This window comes from Humidesulfovibrio sp. (genome assembly GCF_031082295.1).
GTDB lineage: Bacteria > Desulfobacterota > Desulfovibrionia > Desulfovibrionales > Desulfovibrionaceae > Humidesulfovibrio.
On the sequence record NZ_JAVHLD010000016.1, the window covers coordinates 25,197 to 40,741 of the forward strand.

Sequence of the window (15,545 nt, forward strand, 5' to 3'; positions counted from 1 at the left end):
CGTCTTTCGGAAACAGGCCCAAGGCTGCTTTATCTCTGGAGGCGCTCATGCCAACGGACGCCGCGACCTCGCTTCTCCTTGCCGACATCGTGCTGGTGCTGCACACGGCCCTGGCGTTGTTCCTCACCTTCGGCCTCGCCGCCATCTGGCTCGGCGGCTGGCTGGGTTGGGGCTTCGTGCGCAACAGGGGCTTCCGTCTGGCGCATCTCGCCGGGCTGGCCGTGGTGGCGCTGGAGTCCGTGCTCGGGCTGACCTGCCCGCTGACGGACCTGGAGAGCGGCCTGCGCAACGCGGCCCACGCCACGCCGGGCGCCATGCCGTATCGGGGCGGGTTCATCGCCCACTGGCTGGGCAAGATCCTCTATTATGACTTGGACGAGCGGGTGTTTCTTGCGCTGTATCTGGCGGCGCTGGGGCTCACGCTTCTGGCGTGGCGGGTGGTGCGGGTGCGGGGGCGCAAGGTCTGAGCAGAGCCCCAAGATGCCGCCTTCCTCGACAAAACCGCGTGAGTGTGGTCTTCCTTCGCCAAAGGCCTGTGGATGGTCCCGCATGGAAAAGGAGTGAGGCTGATGGCGAAACGAGTCGCAACGTGGGTTGGCCTTGTGGCGGCATTGGCAATGGCCAGTGCGGGAACGCCCTGCCGGGCGCAGGCTGCGGGCGCTGTGGTGGAGACCCGGCACCTGCTGGCAAGCGACGCCACGGGGAGGCTGCCGGACGGACAGTTGCAGGCTCTGGCCGAGCAGGCCCAGGCCACCCTGGACCGTTTGCTTGAGCTGTGGGGCTGTCCTGCACAGACAGAGACCTTCGGCAAGATACTGCTGATCTATGACGAGCCGCTCCGCGGCCACTGCACAAGCACCTGCTTCGTCAGGGGGCAGAGGGGCGGGCGCGCCAGCGGCGAGCCCACACGCACCGTGCGGGTGTTCGGCTGCGCCGAGGCTCCGCTGATGCTGGCCCACAAGTTCACAGCTGCGCTCATGCCGCAGCCGGACAAGCTGTTGCGCAACATGATGGGCGCGATTTCGGAAATGCGCCTTGGCAATCCGATGTCCTTCCCGGCCTGTGGCCAGGATGTGGACGACTGGGTTCGGAGCTTTGCGCGCGGCGGCACCCTGATACCGCTGGGGCAGCTCGGGCCGGACCATGAGTCCTGGGGCATGCGCGATCTTGGTGGCGGCAGGCTCATGGCCCTAGACCGCGTACGGCAACTGCGCGCCTACGCCGAGACGGCGTCCTTTGCCCGCTATCTGGAAGCGGCCCACGGCCTGGACAGCCTCAAGCGGCTGACCCGGCTCTCGCGGACGCAGGCGCGGCCGTGGCAGGAGGCCCTGGGCGCCGATCTGGCCGAGTTGGAGGCGCGTTGGCTGGAATCCCTGAAGGCCGGGGGAGCGGGGCGGGAGGAGCAGGCCGGGCGGATGGCCAGGGTAATGGGGAGGGGCTTCGGCGATCCCTGCGCCCTTGCGCAGCGGGGCGTTGGCCTGCGCTGAAGGCGCGGATCGTTGGCCTGCGCCGCTAGTCGGCGCGCTTCACGGCCACCAGCATGTCCTGGCCGTTCTCGGCGTCGGGCCTGCCGCACCAGCGGCCGGGGACGATCTTCGCCGCCGAAAGGCCCTTTTGCGTGAGCATGCTCCGCACGAGCGACTCCTCGAAGGCCACGGCGTCCTCCTTGCTTGCCGGGTCGGCCACCCAGAACCCGCCGTAGCGCTTGGTGAAGTCCGGGTTGCTCCGGCACTTTGCGAGCCGCGCGCGTGCGTCGTCGTTCATGAAGTAGTAGGTGGCGAACATGCGCCCGCCGGGCTTAAGCACCCGCGCGATCTCGGCGAGGTAGCCGTCCATGTCCGCGGGCAGCATGTGCGTGAACACCGACACCAGGATCACCAGGTCGAACGAGGACTCGGCGTAGGGGAAACGGAAGGTCTCGGCGCTGACGCTGGCGCCGGGGTTGTACACGCCGCTGTACACATCCACGGTGCGGAACTCGAAGTTCGGAAGCCTCGGGGACAGGTTCTTCTGGCACCACTCGACGCCCACGGGGAAAATGTCGAAGCCGCTGTAGCGGGCCTCGGGGCCGAGGTAGTGGGCCAGGCCCCAGGCAGCGCGGCCAACGCCGCAGCCCACGTCGAGCACGCGCTCGTTGGGCTTCAGGTCCGCGTGGCGGATGAAGAAGTCGAGCAGCATTTGCGCGCTTTGGGCGTAGTCGCCCCCGCCGAAGCAGATGCTCAGGTCCGGGTGCGGGACGGGCAGGGCGGTTTGTACGTGCATGTGCGGCTCCTGAAATGAGATGCGCGCGAGCGGAAGGATTTGCCGCGCAAGGAAGAAATAGCAAGGATCGGGCCAGGGGCGGCACGGAGTTGTCGCTTGTCGGGCCGCTTCCTGTTTACACAACAGCTGTTCCGGGTTACAATGCCATATTGAGATGCCCCCGGGCTCAAACTGTCCATGGCCTAGGCCTGCAAGGCAAGGCGGTTGGGAGGTTTCCATGGCATTCTCATGCGGACTCTACCCAAGAACAGGTTTTTCGGACGCCGCCGGGCCGGTGCGTTTTATCGCGCGCGCTCGCTTCTTGTCGGCGCGGTTGGCTGTTGGGGCCTGCGTGGCCGCCCTGCTTTTGCTGACTGGCTGCGGCAGGGCCGAGGCTTCTGAGGCCAAGGGCGGCGCAACGCCGCTCAAGGTCGGGACGTTTGTGCTCCCCCCCTGGGGATGGGTTGACCAGGATGGCTCGCCGCACGGCATCATCTATGAGCTGCACCAGAACATCGCTGAGCGCACGGGCCTGCCCTTCACCCATGGAATGTACCCTTTTGTCCGGCTGAGCGAGATGCTCCGCTACGGAGAGTTGGACTTCATCTCAGGCCAGCCCCATAAGTCGCTGCTTGAGGCCGGAGAGAAACTCGTCCTCCTGCACACCATCAACATCATCGCGGTCACAAAGAAAGGGAGCGGCATCCAAACCCTCCGTGACCTCAAGGGCAAGACCGTCGTCTACCAGCGCGTGGCTTCCTACCCGCAGCTGGAAGGCTTGCCTGGGAACATCGTCAGGGTGGACAGCTACGAGCAGTCCATTCAGATCCTCCACGCCAGGAGCGGAGTGGACGCGGCGGTGTTTTCCGAGCCTTCGTTTTATTACTTCATGCGGATGCTGGGACTCAAGCGCGCGGACTTCGGCGACATCGTTACCATTGAACGCAACCGGGAGGATTGGGTGTTCGTGCGCCGAGGCCTTCCCGCAACGGTAAGGGCCGCGCTGAAGACTGCGGTGGAAGGGGCCACCCGAGACGGGGTGTATGAGAAACTGCTCTTGAAGTACTGCGGCGTTATCGAGAAGTAAACGGCGCGAAGGCTGGGACTGGTGAACCGGTCCGCCGTGCGCTGTCTACCCCACCCCCGCCAGCCCGCGGAGCTTGGCGAAGCATTCGTCGAGGCCGACGTTCTCGCCCACGAGCTGCTGCAGGAAGCCGTTGATGGGGCCGACCATCTCGATGGCGCGGTCCACCTCGGCGTTGGCGCCCCTCTGGTACGCCCCGATGTTCACCATGTCCTCCACGCGCTTGTAGGTGCTCATCAGTCGCAGCACCGCGCGCCCGGCCGCCAGGTTCTCCTTGTCCACCACCTCGCTGCGCAGTCGGCTGATGCTCTTCAGCACGTCGATGGCCGGGAAGTGCGACTGGTCCGCCAGCTCGCGCGTGAGCACGATGTGCCCGTCGATGATGGAGCGCACCGCGTCGGCGATGGGCTCGGTGAAGTCGTCGCCGTCCACCAGGACGGTGTAGATTCCGGTGATGGAGCCGAGCGCGCTCTTGCCCGTGCGCTCAAGCAGCTGCGGCAGCTGCGCGAAGACGCTCGGGGTGTAGCCGCCGCGCGTGGGCGGCTCGCCCGCGGCCAGGCCGACCTCGCGCCCGGCCATGGCGAAGCGCGTCACAGAGTCCATCATGAGCAGCACGTCCAGGCCCTGGTCGCGGTAGTACTCGGCCACGGCGGTGGCGGCGAAGGCCGCGCGCATGCGGATGAGCGGGCTCTTGTCGCTGGTTTCGACGATGACGACGCTTCTCGCCATGCCCTCAGGGCCAAGGTCGCGCTCGATGAATTCGACGACTTCTCGGCCGCGTTCGCCCACCAGGCCGATGACGTTGATGTCGGCCTTGGTGTAGCGGGCCATCATGCCCATGAGCGTGCTCTTGCCCACGCCGGAACCGGCCATGATGCCCACGCGTTGGCCCTTTGCCAGGGTGAGGAGGCCGTTGATGGCGCGCACGCCGACGTCCAGCGGCTGGTCGATGCGCGGGCGTTCCATGGGGTTTGGCGGGGTGCGGTAGAGCGGGGCGAAAGATTCCGCCGCGATCATGCCCTTGCCGTCGATGGGCTCGCCAAAGGCGTCCAGCGTGCGGCCCAGGAGGCCGGGGCCGACAGGGATGTGCGGGGGCGAGGCGGAGTTGCGGATGAGGCTGCCGGGGCGGATGCCGCGCATGTCGCCGTAGGGCATGAACAGGCAGGCGCCTTCGCGGAAGCCAACGACCTCCGCCGGGATGGGCGTGGAGTCGCGGTCCTCGGGCAGCAGGTGGCAGACAGAGCCGAGCGGGGGCTTTATGCCCTGGCCCTCGGCGATGAGGCCCACGACCTTGGTGATCTTGCCGAAGGTCTGGCAGAGGTCGAGCCCCTGGCAGGCGGCGTTAACGGCCTTGGGATCAAGCGCCACTGTGGCCTGTCTCCCTGGCGCTCTCCAGGTCCTCGGGCAGTTCCAGCTGGTCCAGGTAGGGCTTGAGCACCGCCAGGCGGCTGTGCAGCGCGTTGTCGGCCAGCATGTCGGCCGTTTCCAGCACCACGCCGCCTTCCGTCAGGGAATTGTCGGTGACGAGCCGCCACTGTCCGAGGTCGGGACGGCTGGCCTGGATCTCTTCCATGAGGGCCTTGGCCAGGTCATAATCCTGGGGCGCGACCTTGAGGGTGAACTCGCGGTGGGCTTCCAGCCGGGAGCAGGCCTCTTCCATGAGGCTCTCCAGAATGGCCGCGCGCCGCGTGTCCATCTCAACGCGCAGCGCCTTCTCGGTGAACGTTTTTGCCAGCAGGGCGAAGTCGTGCCGGCGCGATTGCCAGACCTCCAGCCCGAGGCCGGAAATGGCCTGGACAAGGGAGCTCATGGCCTGGGCCTGGGCCTGGAACTCGGCGTCGAGCCGCGTCTGGGCCTCTTCCAGGGCCTGCTGGCGGGCGGCCTCGACGGCGGCCTCGACCTCTTTGCGGCCTTCCTCGCGGATGGCCTCGGCCTCGCGGGTGGCCTTTTCCAGGGCGTGGGTGATGATGCCGCGGGCCATCTCCTGGGCCTTGTCTCGGCAGCGGGCGATGTATTCGGCCTCGGTGGCCTCGTCCCACACGGGACGGTGGCGCTTGCCCTCCATCTCCTGAATGGTGATGTAGTCCGGGCCGGGCGTGTCGCAGCCCATGATGACGCGTCCGGTGTAGAGCTTGTCCTGCGGTACCGGATTAGATGAATTCATCTCCACCACCTCTGCTTATGGCGATGCGGCCTTCGGCTTCCAGACGCCGCACGGTCTTGACGATGTTCTGCTGGGCGCCTTCCACTTCGGAGAGCTTCACCGGGCCCATGATTTCCAGGTCTTCGCGGATCATGCCGGCGGCGCGCTCGGACAGGTTCTTCAGGAACTTGTCCTTGAGGTCGTCGGAGGCGCCCTTGAGGGCCTTGGTCAACTCCTCGTTGGAGATGTCCTTCAGCAGTTCGCGCAGGCTGCGGTCGTCCAGGGCCTTGATGTCCTCGAACACGAACATGAGGTTTCTGATGTCGTCGGCCATCTGCTGGGACTCTTCCTCGATCTCGGAGAGCACTTCTTCTTCCGTCGCGCGGTCCACGGCGTTGAGGATCTCGGCCACGGAGTTGATGCCGCCGACCTTCTTGCCTTCCTTGCCGCCCATGGCGATGAGCTGGCTCTGGAGGACCTTGTCGACCTCGTGGAGCATCTCCTCGGCCACGGCCTCGAGCTTGGCCAGGCGCATGAGCACCTCTGCGCGCACGCCGGAGGGCAGGTTGGACAGAAGCTCCGCCGCCTGGTCCGGGTGCAGGTGGCCCAGGATCAGGGCCAGGGTCTGCGGGTGTTCGTTTCTCAGTATCTGGGCCAGGATGCGCGGGCTGACGTTCGACAGCTCCTGGAACGGGGTCGGGCCGGAGCTGATCTCAAGCGTATCCAGAATGTACTTGGCCGTTTCGGAGTCGAGAGCCTTGGAAAGCAGGCGCTTCACCTGGTCCGCACCGCCCATGAGCATCTCCGCGCCGTAGGTGATGGAGTCGTTGAACTCCTTCAGTACGTCCAGCACATCCTCGCGGGACACGGAGTCGATGTCGAGCATGGCCTTGGACACCGCTGCGATCTCCTGGCGCTCCATGCGCTTGAAGGCCTCTGCGGTGAACTTTTCGCCCAAAGCCAAGCAGACTATGGCGGTTTTCTGGGGTCCGGTGAAGCTTGCCACGTTAGGCCTCCTGTCTGGCCCAGGACTTGAGCAGCCTGATGGCCGCGTCCATGTTTTGATCGGTCAGTTGCACCGCCAGATTCTTGGCGTTCTCCAGGCGGCGCGAGGTGTCCAGAGCTTCCTCGGGAATCTCGAGAGCTTCCTCAATGGCCAGGCGCTCGTCGTGACTGGGCAGACTCGCCACTTCCTCAACCTCCTCCTCGGCCACCTTGGGCCGGATAAGGGCCATGACAACCGGACGAACCACCAGGATCAGGAAGAGGAAGACCAACAGGCCGGTCAAGAGCGGCTTGCCCAGGCGCTGGCCCATCTCGATGAAGTTCCTGACCAGCGAGGGGCCTTCGCTCATGTCCATGGCTCCGAAGGCGATGCTGGAGACTTCGATGGAGTCCCCGCGATCCTTGTCGAAGCCCACGGCGCTCTGAACCAGGCTCCTGATGCGGTCGATCTCTTCCTGGGTGCGCGGCACGTAGGTGAACGTGCCCGTCTTCTCGTCCTTGGTGTACGTGCCATCCACGATAACAGCAACACCCAGGCGCTTCAACTCTCCCACGGGGGAGACAATCTGCTGTTCTTCCTTGTTGATCTCGTAGTTCGTGGTGCGCGATTCGCGGCTGGAGTCCTGGGAGCTCTGGGTCCCGGTGAAGCCGTCGCCGCGGAAGTTGGCGTCGGGCACGTTGCCGTCGAGGTTGGCCTTGCCGGCCACGGTCTCCTCCGAGCGGGTTTCGCTGCGGATGACCTGGCTGTCGGGGTTGAACACTTCCTTCTTGATGGTCTTGTGGCTGAAATCAAGCTCGGTGTTGACCCGGGCGATGATCTTCTGCGGCCCGATGACGGGCGTCAGCAGTTCTTCGATGCGGCGCTCGATCTTGCGCTCCATCTGGGCCTTGAAGTCCAGCTGGGTGGTGTTCATGCCCTGGGTGGCTTCGTCGTCGCTGGGCTGGTAGATGGGCTGGCCGTTGGCGTCGGTGATGGTGATGCGGTTCTTGTTGATGCCTTCCACGGCCATGGACAGCAGGTTGACGATGCCCTGGACCTCCTTGGCCTCGAGCTTCTTGTCCTTTTCCTTGAACTTGATGATCACCGCCGCGGAGGGCTGGGTCTGCTCCTCGATGAACAGGCTCTTCTTGGGCACCACCAGGTGCACGCGGGCCTTGTCGACCTGGGGGAACTCCATGATGGTGCGCGCCAGTTCGCCCTGCAGCGCACGCTGGTAGTTGATGTGCTGCACGAAGTCGGTCTGGCCGATCTTGATGTCGTCAAAAATTTCGAAGCCGATGCCCTGGCCGTGCAGGTTGCCCTCACCGGCGATCTTCAGGCGCAGCTCGTAGACCCTGTCCGCCATGACCATCACGGTCTGGCCGTTGTCCTCGAGCTTGTAGGGCTCTTTGGTGGACTTGAGGGTGTTGACGATCTTGGAGGCGTCCTCGGGAGAGAGCTTGGAGTAGAGGACCTTGTAGTCGGGCTTGTTCATGACGATGACGCCCACGACAAAGGCGGCCATGAGGGCCACGGCCAATCCGCCGATGATCACCTGCTGCGAGATGCTGCGGCCGGTCCAGGCGTTCTTTGCCTTCTCCAGGTATTCCATTACCTTCGGGTGCATGTTCGGTCTCCTTGGTGCTCTCTATGGGCTATTCTGCGGCCTAGAACGACAGCTTCGTCAGTTCCTGGTAGGTCGACATGATCTTGCTGCGCACGGCGCTGGTCATGCTCATGGCCAGGCCGGCCTTCTGCAGGGTGATCATGAGTTCGTGGACGTTGGTGTCCTTGCCCGCGGCGAAGGAGGTGGTCAGGTCCGACTTATGGTTTTGCAGGTCGTTGACCTTCTCCAGGTTGCCCTTGAGTGCATCCATGAAGCCGCCCTGGGGGGCCTCGGGGGTCTTCTTGAAATTCGCTCCTACCTTTTCCTGGGCGACCTGCTGGGTCTTCAGCGCGTTCTGGTAGGCCTGCATGGCGACGGACTTGACGATCATGGCGTGCTCCTTGTGCTCTTATGCGGCTAGCGGGCGATCTGCAGGGCCTTGTTGAACATGGCCTTGGTGTCCTGGATGGCCTGGACGTTGGCCTCGTAGGACCGCATGGTGGTGATCATGTTGGCCATCTCCTCCACCACGTTGATGTCGGGGTAGGACACGTAGCCTTCCTTGTCCGCATCGGGGTGGCCGGGCTCGTGGACCTTCTTCATGGGCCGCTTGTCGGTGACGATGCCGCGCACGGTCACGCCCTTGAGCTCACGGTCCTCCGCGTTTTCCATGGCCTTGTCGAAGGGGTTCATGATGGGCGTGGCGGCAAAGGCAACGGACTTGCGGCGGTAGGGGCCTCCTTCGCTGGTCCGCGTGGTCTTCACGTTGGCCAGGTTCATGGAGATGACGTTCATGTACGTGCGCTGGGCCTTCATGCCCGAGGCGCTGATGTCGAGTGCGCTCATGAAGTCCATTTACTTGCTCCCTTCCTGAATGGCGGTCTGAAGACCGGCGAAGTTCTTGGAGATGATGTCGCTGACGGCGTTGTACATCATCGTGTTCTTGGCCATGGCGCTCATTTCCTTGTCCAGGTCCACCACGTCCTCGCCGTAGACGACGCGGGGCTTGTACTCGGTGAGCCCCTTGCCCTGGAAGCCGCGGACGTCGAACTCCGAGGGCATGTGTTGGGCGTTGGTGCGTGCCATCTTGCCCTTGGCGTCGAGCTGGAGGGCCGTCTGCAGATCGTTTTCAAAGGCCAGCTGGCGTGGCTTGTAGTCGCGCGTGTTGACGTTGGCGATGTTGCCCATGACAACATTTTGACGTTGCAGGCGCAGGTCAAGGACCTTCTCCATCACCAGGATGTGTTCTTCGAAAAGAGCTTTCATCGTTGTACCTCCTTGCTTGCGGGCAGTTGCCGCCGGGCGGGTGCGCCCAGCGCTGTGCCTTTCCGCCATCGTCTTAGCAACTCGCGTTCCAAAGTTGTAATACGCCGAAATTGCAACACTAATTATCGATCAGGGGAGGGGGCACGCCGTGCTCTCTTAGATGATGGCGGTCTGCTGACGCAGAGAGGGCGATGTTGGGAGGATTTCGGAATGGCGATATTTTCAGTTGGCACGCATGTTGCTAGTTCGGGTCAGGCTCTCATGAGCCATGCAACTTTTGCCGTCCGCATGGAGACGCGGGCAGTTAGGGAAAACGGAGGGGAACCATGAGTCACCTGGATTACGAAATCAACAAGGAACTTGGAGAGTGCTATCTCTTCATGGGCGAGTTGGACAAGGCCGAAGGGTACTACCAGAAGGCCGCGTCCTCCAACGGGATCCACCCGGATCCGTACCTTGGCCTGGCCACCATCGCCGTTCAGCGCGGTGATCTGGACAACGCCCTGGCCTTGTACTCCAAGGCCCACGGCATCGGCGCCACGGACAAAACTTTTGCCGGGATCGGCCTGGTCAAGATGGAGCTGGGAGCGAAGGCGGAAGCCTTTGATCTCTTCATCGAGGCAGTGAGCCGCAACCCCGAGAACATGGTCGCACTCTTGAGCATCATCCGCCTCGGACACGAGCTGGATGCCCTTGAGAAGGTCGTCCCGCATCTGGAGAACTATCTCTCCATCGACCCGGACAAGAGCGAGGTTCGCTACTCCCTGGCCGGCTGCATGGTCTGTCTCGACCGCAAGGACGAGGCCCAGGCGCAGCTTGAGCTCATCGTGGAGAAGGACCCCGCGTTTGCTCCGGCGCGGGAACTGCTCGAGCAGCTGCACCACTAACTGACGGTCTCCCCTCCCTATTGGTCTTCCGCTCCGCCCGGTCGGTCGGGCGGGGCGGAGGACTACATCGGCAGCGGTCCCGTCGGCATATCCCCCGGCTTGCCTTGGCCTGGGAGTTCTGGCACAACCTCGAAAAAGAGAGAGGGTGTCATGGACTTTCTACCTATTCGGCGGGCCATCCTGTCCGTCACAGACAAATCCGGTCTGGCTGATTTCGCATCCACTTTGTCCGAGCGCGGCTGTGTGCTGGTCTCCACCGGCGGCACGCACAAGAAGCTCGTCGCCGCGGGCATCAAGGTCATTGGCGTCAGCGACGTCACCGGCTTCCCCGAAATTTTGGGCGGTCGCGTCAAGACCCTGCATCCGCGCATCCACGCGGGCATCCTGGCCGACAAGGACAACCCCGGCCACCTGCTCACGCTGGAAGAGCTGCGCATCGAGCCCTTCGACATGGTCTGCGTGAACCTCTACAACTTCGCCGACGCCGCCAGCAAGGGCCTGGACCTGAAGAGCGCCGTCGAGGAGATCGACATCGGCGGGCCGTGCATGCTGCGCGCCGCGGCCAAGAATTTCCACACCACGCTCGTGGTGCCCGATCCTGTCTTCTACCCGCGCATCCTGGAAGAGGTCGCCGCTCATGGCGGCGTTTCCCTGGCCCTGCGCCGCGAGCTGGCCGCGGAGACCTTCCGCCGCGTCTCGGCCTACGACGACATGATCGCGCGCTATTTGGCAACGACGCCACTGTAAACAACCCGGGAGGGTGTCCGCCATCGCCCAAAAGCCACAAGGCAACACCCAAGGGCTCAAGCCCAACCAGCTCCAGCGACTGTCGCGCCTGTCCACACGCCGCTTCCCGTCCGCGGGGGGCGGCTTTACTTCGGACCAGGCGCGGGAGCTGGCGCTGCTCTCGCGCGACGTGGGCAGGCAGCTCGGCCTGCTCATCGACCGCCAGGGCCGCGTGGACATGCTCATCGTGGGCGACCCCACCGCCATCTACATCCCCGAGCTCTCCCGCGCGCGCCTGGGCGAGATGCGCCTGCGCGGCCTGCGCCTGCTGCACACGCACCTCTCCGCCGAGGGCTTAAGCCAGGAAGACCTTATGGACATGGTGTCCCTGCGGCTGGACAGCGTCGCGGCCCTCACCGTCAGCGACTATGGCGAGCCCCTGATGCTGCACGTGGCGCACGTGGTGCCCGTGAGCGAGCTGGCCGGGCCGGACGCCAAGCCCTACGACGTGCTCCCGCCAGTGCGCTGGGACCGGTCGGACGTGGATTTCGCGGCGCTTGTCGCGGCGCTGGAGGACGAGTTCGCCCGCGCCGAGCGCTCCCAGGCCGAGGACAAGGGCCGCGAGCGCGCCGTGCTGGTCAGCGTCTCGCGTGAGCCGCGCATCGTGCAGGAGCGCAGCCTGGAGGAGCTGGCCGAGCTGGCCCGCACCGCCGGTCTGGCCGCCTCGGCGCGCATGGTGCAGCGCGTGGCCACGGCCGATTCCCGGCACATCCTGGGCAAGGGGAAGCTGCAGGAGCTGGAAGTTCTGTGCCTGCAAACCGGCGCGCAGATCGTCATCTTCGACCAGGACCTCTCGCCCTCGCAGCTGCGCAACCTGGCCGAGACCACCGAGCGCCGCGTGCTCGACCGCACCCAGCTCATCCTCGACATCTTCGCGGGCCGGGCCACCAGCCGCGCCGGAAAGCTGCAGGTCGAAATGGCCCAGCTCAAGTACACGCTGCCGCGCCTGGTGGGCAAAACCCCGGCCATGTCGCGGCTCATGGGCGGCATCGGCGGGCGCGGGCCGGGCGAAACCAAGCTCGAGATCGACCGCCGCAGGGTCCGCGAGCGCATCACCAAGGTCAAGAAGGAGCTGGAGGACGTGCGCCGCCACCGCTCCAGCACCCGCGACCGCCGCGCAAAGGCCGGTGCGCCGGTCATCGCGCTGGTGGGCTACACCAACGCGGGCAAGTCCACGCTTTTGAACACCCTCACCGGCAGCAGCGTCATGGCCGAGAACAAGCTCTTCGCCACGCTGGACCCCACCAGCAGGCGCATCCGCTTCCCGCGCGAGCGCGAGGTCATCCTCACCGACACAGTGGGGTTCATCCGCCGCCTGCCGCCGGACCTGAAGGAGGCCTTCCGCGCCACACTGGAGGAGCTGGAGTCCGCAGACGTGCTGGTGCACGTGGCCGATGCCTCGCACCCGGAGGCCGTGGAGCAGATCACGGCGGTGGAGTCGATACTGGCCGAGATGGACCTGGGCGACACGCCGAGGCTCCTGGCGCTGAACAAGTGGGAAGTGCTGACCGCGGAACAGCAGGAGATCATGCAGCGGCTGTACCCGGCGGGCATCCCGGTGACGGCGCTGGAGCGCCGGGGGCTCATCCCGCTGGTGGCGGCGATCCTTGGGCGGCTGCCCGTGGACGCGCTGGTGGGGCCGGTGCAGGGCGCTGGCGCTGCCGCGCCGCAGGAGGATTCATCTCCCGACGACTGGCTGGCCGACTGGGAGCCGGGCAGCGGGGTGGTGCAGTAGGGAGGATACCACACGAGTTCGCTTGAGAAATGTATGTCTGCGTGTCAAATGGAGGTGCAAATGTCTCCACTATGCCTGCTGAATAATGAGAATATGTGTGCAAAGAGTAGTACTGTCGAGACCTTGAAGTCTGATACTACGGTTAGGGTCGCATATGGATATGATTGGGGGACGATGTCAGATAATAGTGCATTAATATTTTGGCATGTTGAGGGAATTTTTAGAGAGCTAAGAAAGGAATTTGGGATAGAATTTGAGATGTTTTCTCTAGGTGGCAGAGATGGGAGCATATACTGTAACATATGCAGCCAATTGCAAAGTGCTGATATTGCAGTATTTGATTTGAGCACGCACAATGTGAACGTTGCTTTTGAGTTGGGGATAGCAGTAGGCGCAGGTACTCACGTTTTCGTTCTGCGTTCGAATCATTATAAACGACAAAAGAGGTCGTTCTCAGATTTGAATGGGATATTAGAGTACAGATTTACCAGGGGTTCTGGTAAATTAAAATTTGAGGCAAATTTTACCAGAAGCTTAACTGAGAAACTTATCAAAGCCGCAGTAGACAAAATCGCTACGTTCCAGGGCACAGACGGTCAATTGTAGGCTAGCTGATTCGACACATTATTGGCTCCTCCCCCCCCTCTATCCCTCCAAATCAGGCGGCTCGGTCACCGGGTCGTCCTTCCTTCTGCGCCAGGGCATTTCCTGCCCACGGTCCAGGCGCAGGATGTTCTCCCGGTGCCGCCAGAACAGGAACAGCATCACGCCGAGGGACAGCGGCAGCAGGTGGATGTTGCCCGTGAAGAAGCTGAAGAACGGCAGGGCGAGGGCGAAGGTGAGGGAACCCATCGAGACGTAGCCCGACAGCGCGATGACCGCCAGGCAGCAGATCACCGAGAAGAACATGGTCCACGGGGCCAGCGCCAAGAACACGCCGATGGTGGTGGCCACGGCCTTGCCGCCCCGGAACTGCAACAGCGGCGAGTACGCGTGCCCAGCGATGGACGCCGCCCCGATGAGCGAGAGCGCGATCCAGCCCGTGCCCTCCGGGGCCATGGCCGCGGGCAGGTAGCCCTTGAAGATGTCGAGCACGAGCACCAGCACGCCCCACTGGGTGCCGCACAGCCGCGCCACGTTGGTGGCGCCCACGTTCTTGCTGCCCGCGTCGCGCGGGTCGATGCCCTTGACGAAGCGCGCCACGTACAGGCCGAAAGGCACTGCGCCAAGGCCGAAGGCCACGAGGATGAGCAGGATGGCGATCATTGGGGCTCCTTGCCGAATCTTGGTTACGGTTGTGTCCTTGTACCTGTTTTAAGGTGCGATGAAAAGCCTGGGCGCGCCGAAAAAATCTCCGCGCCAGGGCGGCCTTGGGGCCGTCACCCGGCCTTGTGCGCCGGGCGCTGGTGGTGTATCCCCGAACCATACCACTTTCCTGGAGGCAATCATGGCCGATAACAAGAGCTGCGGCGAGAATCTCATGGGCTTGCCCGAGATCGACTTCACCACCTTCGTGCTGTCGCTTTCGTCCTCGGCGATGGTGCATCTGGGCGAAACCCCGGACCCCAGCACCGGCAAGGTCGACTACCAGCCCCACCTGGCCAAGCAGGTCATCGACATCCTCGGCATGCTGAAGCAGAAGACCGAGAAGGGCCTGACCGACGAGGAGCAGAAGCTCATGTGCGAGATGCTGACCACCCTGCGCATGAAATATGTGAACAAGGTGGGCTAAGCGATGGCGCAGCGCATTCCCGTCGGACTGGTTGGCGTCACCGGCTATACCGGCATGGAGCTCACGCGCATCCTGGCCGGGCACCCCGGCCTGGAGCTGGTGCGGGCCACCTCGCGCTCCGAGGCGGGCAAGACCCTGGCCTCGCTCTACCCGTATCTTTCCGGCCCCGGCGACCTGGGCCGCATGGGCGCGCTCACCGTGACCCAGCCCGACCCCGAGGACCTGGCGGCGGCCTGCCAGCTGGTGTTCCTGGCCGTGCCGCACAAGACCGCCCAGGAGATCGCCAGCGCGCTCATCAAGAAGGGCGTGAAGGTGGTGGACCTCTCGGCGGACTTCCGCCTGCGCCACAAGCCCACCTACGAGCACTGGTACGCCACGCCGCACACCGAGCCGGACCTGCTGGCCGAGGCCGTGTACGGCCTGCCGGAGCTGTACCGCGCGGACATGGCCGGGGCGCGCCTCATCGCCAACCCGGGCTGCTACCCCACGGCGTCCATCCTGGGCCTGGCCCCGGCGCTAGAAAAGGGCCTCGTCCACACGGACGACATCGTCATCGACGCCAAGAGCGGCACGAGCGGCGCGGGCCGCAAGGCCAGCGTGGGCACCCTGTTCTGCGAGGTGGCCGACACCTTCCGCGCGTACAACCTGACCAAGCACCGCCACACCCCGGAGATCGAGCAGGAGGTGTCGCTGCTGGCGGGCGGACCCGTGGCGCTGTCGTTCAACACGCACCTCCTGCCCATCGACCGCGGCATCCTGGCGACCATCTATACGCGCCTGGTGAAGCCCATGACGCTGAAGGACGTGCACGCCCTGTACGCCGAGCGCTACGCCGACGAGCCGCTGGTGCGCGTGCTGCCCGCAGGCACCTTGCCGGAGACGCGCTGGGTGCGCGGGACCATGTTCTGCGACATCGGCCTGGCGGTGGACGAGCGCATCGGGCGGCTCATTGTCCTCTCGGCCATCGACAACCTGTGCCGTGGCGCGTCGGGCCAGGCGGTGGCGGGCGCGAACCTCATGCTCGGCCTGCCCGAGACGCAGGGGCTGCCCACGGCGCCGCTCATGCCGTAGGGGAATACC

General features: G+C 64.4%; 18 protein-coding genes. 9 read left to right on the forward strand and 9 right to left on the reverse strand.

Annotated features, from left to right (window positions below; all coding sequences use genetic code 11):
• The first annotated feature begins 47 nt into the window (after positions 1–47).
• Positions 48–467, forward strand: coding sequence for a DUF2784 domain-containing protein (locus RDU24_RS09875; protein WP_308735584.1), 420 nt, complete (start codon positions 48–50; stop codon positions 465–467).
• 102 nt (positions 468–569) lie between these two features.
• A complete protein-coding gene (locus RDU24_RS09880; protein WP_308735585.1) occupies positions 570–1,487 on the forward strand; it encodes a hypothetical protein in 918 nt (305 codons plus the stop codon).
• 25 nt (positions 1,488–1,512) lie between these two features.
• Here RDU24_RS09880 and RDU24_RS09885 read toward each other — a convergent pair whose 3' ends face one another.
• Positions 1,513–2,262 (reverse strand): class I SAM-dependent methyltransferase, encoded by a 750-nt coding sequence (locus tag RDU24_RS09885; RefSeq protein WP_308735586.1) that lies wholly within the window; start codon positions 2,260–2,262, stop codon positions 1,513–1,515.
• A 217-nt stretch (positions 2,263–2,479) separates the two neighbouring features.
• On the opposite strand from RDU24_RS09885, the gene RDU24_RS09890 reads away from it, so the two are divergent.
• The gene (locus RDU24_RS09890) at positions 2,480–3,328 is read left to right on the forward strand and encodes a substrate-binding periplasmic protein (RefSeq protein ID WP_308735587.1); all 849 of its coding nucleotides are present in this window, start codon (positions 2,480–2,482) and stop codon (positions 3,326–3,328) included.
• A 45-nt stretch (positions 3,329–3,373) separates the two neighbouring features.
• Here the strand turns inward: RDU24_RS09890 and RDU24_RS09895 are convergent, their stop codons facing one another.
• From RDU24_RS09895 to flgB, 7 genes are read right to left on the reverse strand one after another with little or no spacing between them, the layout of a single operon-like run.
• Entirely contained in the window at positions 3,374–4,693 is a 1,320-nt protein-coding gene (locus RDU24_RS09895; RefSeq protein WP_308735588.1) for a FliI/YscN family ATPase, read from the reverse strand.
• On the reverse strand, positions 4,683–5,489 hold the full coding sequence (locus RDU24_RS09900; RefSeq protein ID WP_308735589.1) for a FliH/SctL family protein: 807 nt from the start codon (positions 5,487–5,489) through the stop codon (positions 4,683–4,685). The genes RDU24_RS09895 and RDU24_RS09900 overlap by 11 nt, the downstream gene beginning before the upstream one ends.
• On the reverse strand, positions 5,476–6,474 hold the full coding sequence (gene fliG, locus RDU24_RS09905; RefSeq protein ID WP_308735590.1) for a flagellar motor switch protein FliG: 999 nt from the start codon (positions 6,472–6,474) through the stop codon (positions 5,476–5,478). Before fliG ends, RDU24_RS09900 begins: the two co-directional genes overlap by 14 nt.
• Position 6,475: 1 nt before the next feature.
• A complete protein-coding gene (gene fliF, locus RDU24_RS09910; RefSeq protein WP_308735591.1) occupies positions 6,476–8,080 on the reverse strand; it encodes a flagellar basal-body MS-ring/collar protein FliF in 1,605 nt (534 codons plus the stop codon).
• A 40-nt stretch (positions 8,081–8,120) separates the two neighbouring features.
• A complete protein-coding gene (fliE, locus tag RDU24_RS09915; RefSeq protein ID WP_308735592.1) occupies positions 8,121–8,450 on the reverse strand; it encodes a flagellar hook-basal body complex protein FliE in 330 nt (109 codons plus the stop codon).
• 26 nt (positions 8,451–8,476) lie between these two features.
• Positions 8,477–8,914, reverse strand: coding sequence for a flagellar basal body rod protein FlgC (gene flgC, locus RDU24_RS09920; protein ID WP_308735593.1), 438 nt, complete (start codon positions 8,912–8,914; stop codon positions 8,477–8,479).
• The gene (gene flgB / locus RDU24_RS09925) at positions 8,915–9,325 is read right to left on the reverse strand and encodes a flagellar basal body rod protein FlgB (protein WP_308735594.1); all 411 of its coding nucleotides are present in this window, start codon (positions 9,323–9,325) and stop codon (positions 8,915–8,917) included. It abuts the gene before it with no gap.
• A gap of 326 nt (positions 9,326–9,651) precedes the next feature.
• On the opposite strand from flgB, the gene RDU24_RS09930 reads away from it, so the two are divergent.
• The 4 genes from RDU24_RS09930 (at position 9,652) to RDU24_RS09945 (ending at position 13,339) form a co-directional block, all read left to right on the forward strand.
• Entirely contained in the window at positions 9,652–10,212 is a 561-nt protein-coding gene (locus RDU24_RS09930) for a tetratricopeptide repeat protein (protein ID WP_308735595.1), read from the forward strand.
• A 150-nt stretch (positions 10,213–10,362) separates the two neighbouring features.
• Positions 10,363–10,959, forward strand: a complete 597-nt coding sequence (locus tag RDU24_RS09935) for an IMP cyclohydrolase (protein WP_308735596.1) — start codon at positions 10,363–10,365, stop codon at positions 10,957–10,959.
• Positions 10,960–11,128: 169 nt separating this feature from the next.
• Positions 11,129–12,733 (forward strand): GTPase HflX, encoded by a 1,605-nt coding sequence (hflX, locus tag RDU24_RS09940; RefSeq protein ID WP_308735616.1) that lies wholly within the window; start codon positions 11,129–11,131, stop codon positions 12,731–12,733.
• A 60-nt stretch (positions 12,734–12,793) separates the two neighbouring features.
• Positions 12,794–13,339 carry a hypothetical protein gene (locus RDU24_RS09945; protein ID WP_308735597.1) on the forward strand — a complete coding sequence of 182 codons (546 nt, stop codon included), beginning with the start codon at positions 12,794–12,796 and terminating at the stop codon, positions 13,337–13,339.
• Positions 13,340–13,378: 39 nt separating this feature from the next.
• Here RDU24_RS09945 and plsY read toward each other — a convergent pair whose 3' ends face one another.
• Positions 13,379–13,999: a glycerol-3-phosphate 1-O-acyltransferase PlsY gene (plsY, locus tag RDU24_RS09950; protein WP_308735598.1), complete on the reverse strand. Its 621-nt coding sequence runs from the start codon at positions 13,997–13,999 to the stop codon at positions 13,379–13,381.
• A gap of 181 nt (positions 14,000–14,180) precedes the next feature.
• Between plsY and RDU24_RS09955 the strand changes: the two genes are divergently transcribed.
• Positions 14,181–14,465 (forward strand): DUF1844 domain-containing protein, encoded by a 285-nt coding sequence (locus RDU24_RS09955; protein WP_308735599.1) that lies wholly within the window; start codon positions 14,181–14,183, stop codon positions 14,463–14,465.
• Between the two features lie 3 nt (positions 14,466–14,468).
• A complete protein-coding gene (gene argC, locus RDU24_RS09960) occupies positions 14,469–15,536 on the forward strand; it encodes an N-acetyl-gamma-glutamyl-phosphate reductase (RefSeq protein WP_308735600.1) in 1,068 nt (355 codons plus the stop codon).
• Positions 15,537–15,545: the final 9 nt, after the last annotated feature.

Excerpts from the sequence above, each read along its gene's own strand:
- flgC (WP_308735593.1), bottom strand. The coding sequence starts at position 8,914 with ATGGACTTCATGAGCGCACTCGACATCAGCGCCTCGGGCATGAAGGCC.
- flgB (WP_308735594.1), bottom strand. The coding sequence starts at position 9,325 with ATGAAAGCTCTTTTCGAAGAACACATCCTGGTGATGGAGAAGGTCCTT.
- RDU24_RS09945 (WP_308735597.1), top strand. The coding sequence starts at position 12,794 with ATGTCTCCACTATGCCTGCTGAATAATGAGAATATGTGTGCAAAGAGT.
- RDU24_RS09935 (WP_308735596.1), top strand. The coding sequence starts at position 10,363 with ATGGACTTTCTACCTATTCGGCGGGCCATCCTGTCCGTCACAGACAAA.
- RDU24_RS09955 (WP_308735599.1), top strand. The coding sequence starts at position 14,181 with ATGGCCGATAACAAGAGCTGCGGCGAGAATCTCATGGGCTTGCCCGAG.
- RDU24_RS09890 (WP_308735587.1), top strand. The coding sequence starts at position 2,480 with ATGGCATTCTCATGCGGACTCTACCCAAGAACAGGTTTTTCGGACGCC.
- RDU24_RS09900 (WP_308735589.1), bottom strand. The coding sequence starts at position 5,489 with ATGAATTCATCTAATCCGGTACCGCAGGACAAGCTCTACACCGGACGC.
- RDU24_RS09880 (WP_308735585.1), top strand. The coding sequence starts at position 570 with ATGGCGAAACGAGTCGCAACGTGGGTTGGCCTTGTGGCGGCATTGGCA.
- fliF (WP_308735591.1), bottom strand. The coding sequence starts at position 8,080 with ATGCACCCGAAGGTAATGGAATACCTGGAGAAGGCAAAGAACGCCTGG.
- RDU24_RS09875 (WP_308735584.1), top strand. The coding sequence starts at position 48 with ATGCCAACGGACGCCGCGACCTCGCTTCTCCTTGCCGACATCGTGCTG.
- plsY (WP_308735598.1), bottom strand. The coding sequence starts at position 13,999 with ATGATCGCCATCCTGCTCATCCTCGTGGCCTTCGGCCTTGGCGCAGTG.
- RDU24_RS09885 (WP_308735586.1), bottom strand. The coding sequence starts at position 2,262 with ATGCACGTACAAACCGCCCTGCCCGTCCCGCACCCGGACCTGAGCATC.
- argC (WP_308735600.1), top strand. The coding sequence starts at position 14,469 with ATGGCGCAGCGCATTCCCGTCGGACTGGTTGGCGTCACCGGCTATACC.
- fliE (WP_308735592.1), bottom strand. The coding sequence starts at position 8,450 with ATGATCGTCAAGTCCGTCGCCATGCAGGCCTACCAGAACGCGCTGAAG.
- RDU24_RS09930 (WP_308735595.1), top strand. The coding sequence starts at position 9,652 with ATGAGTCACCTGGATTACGAAATCAACAAGGAACTTGGAGAGTGCTAT.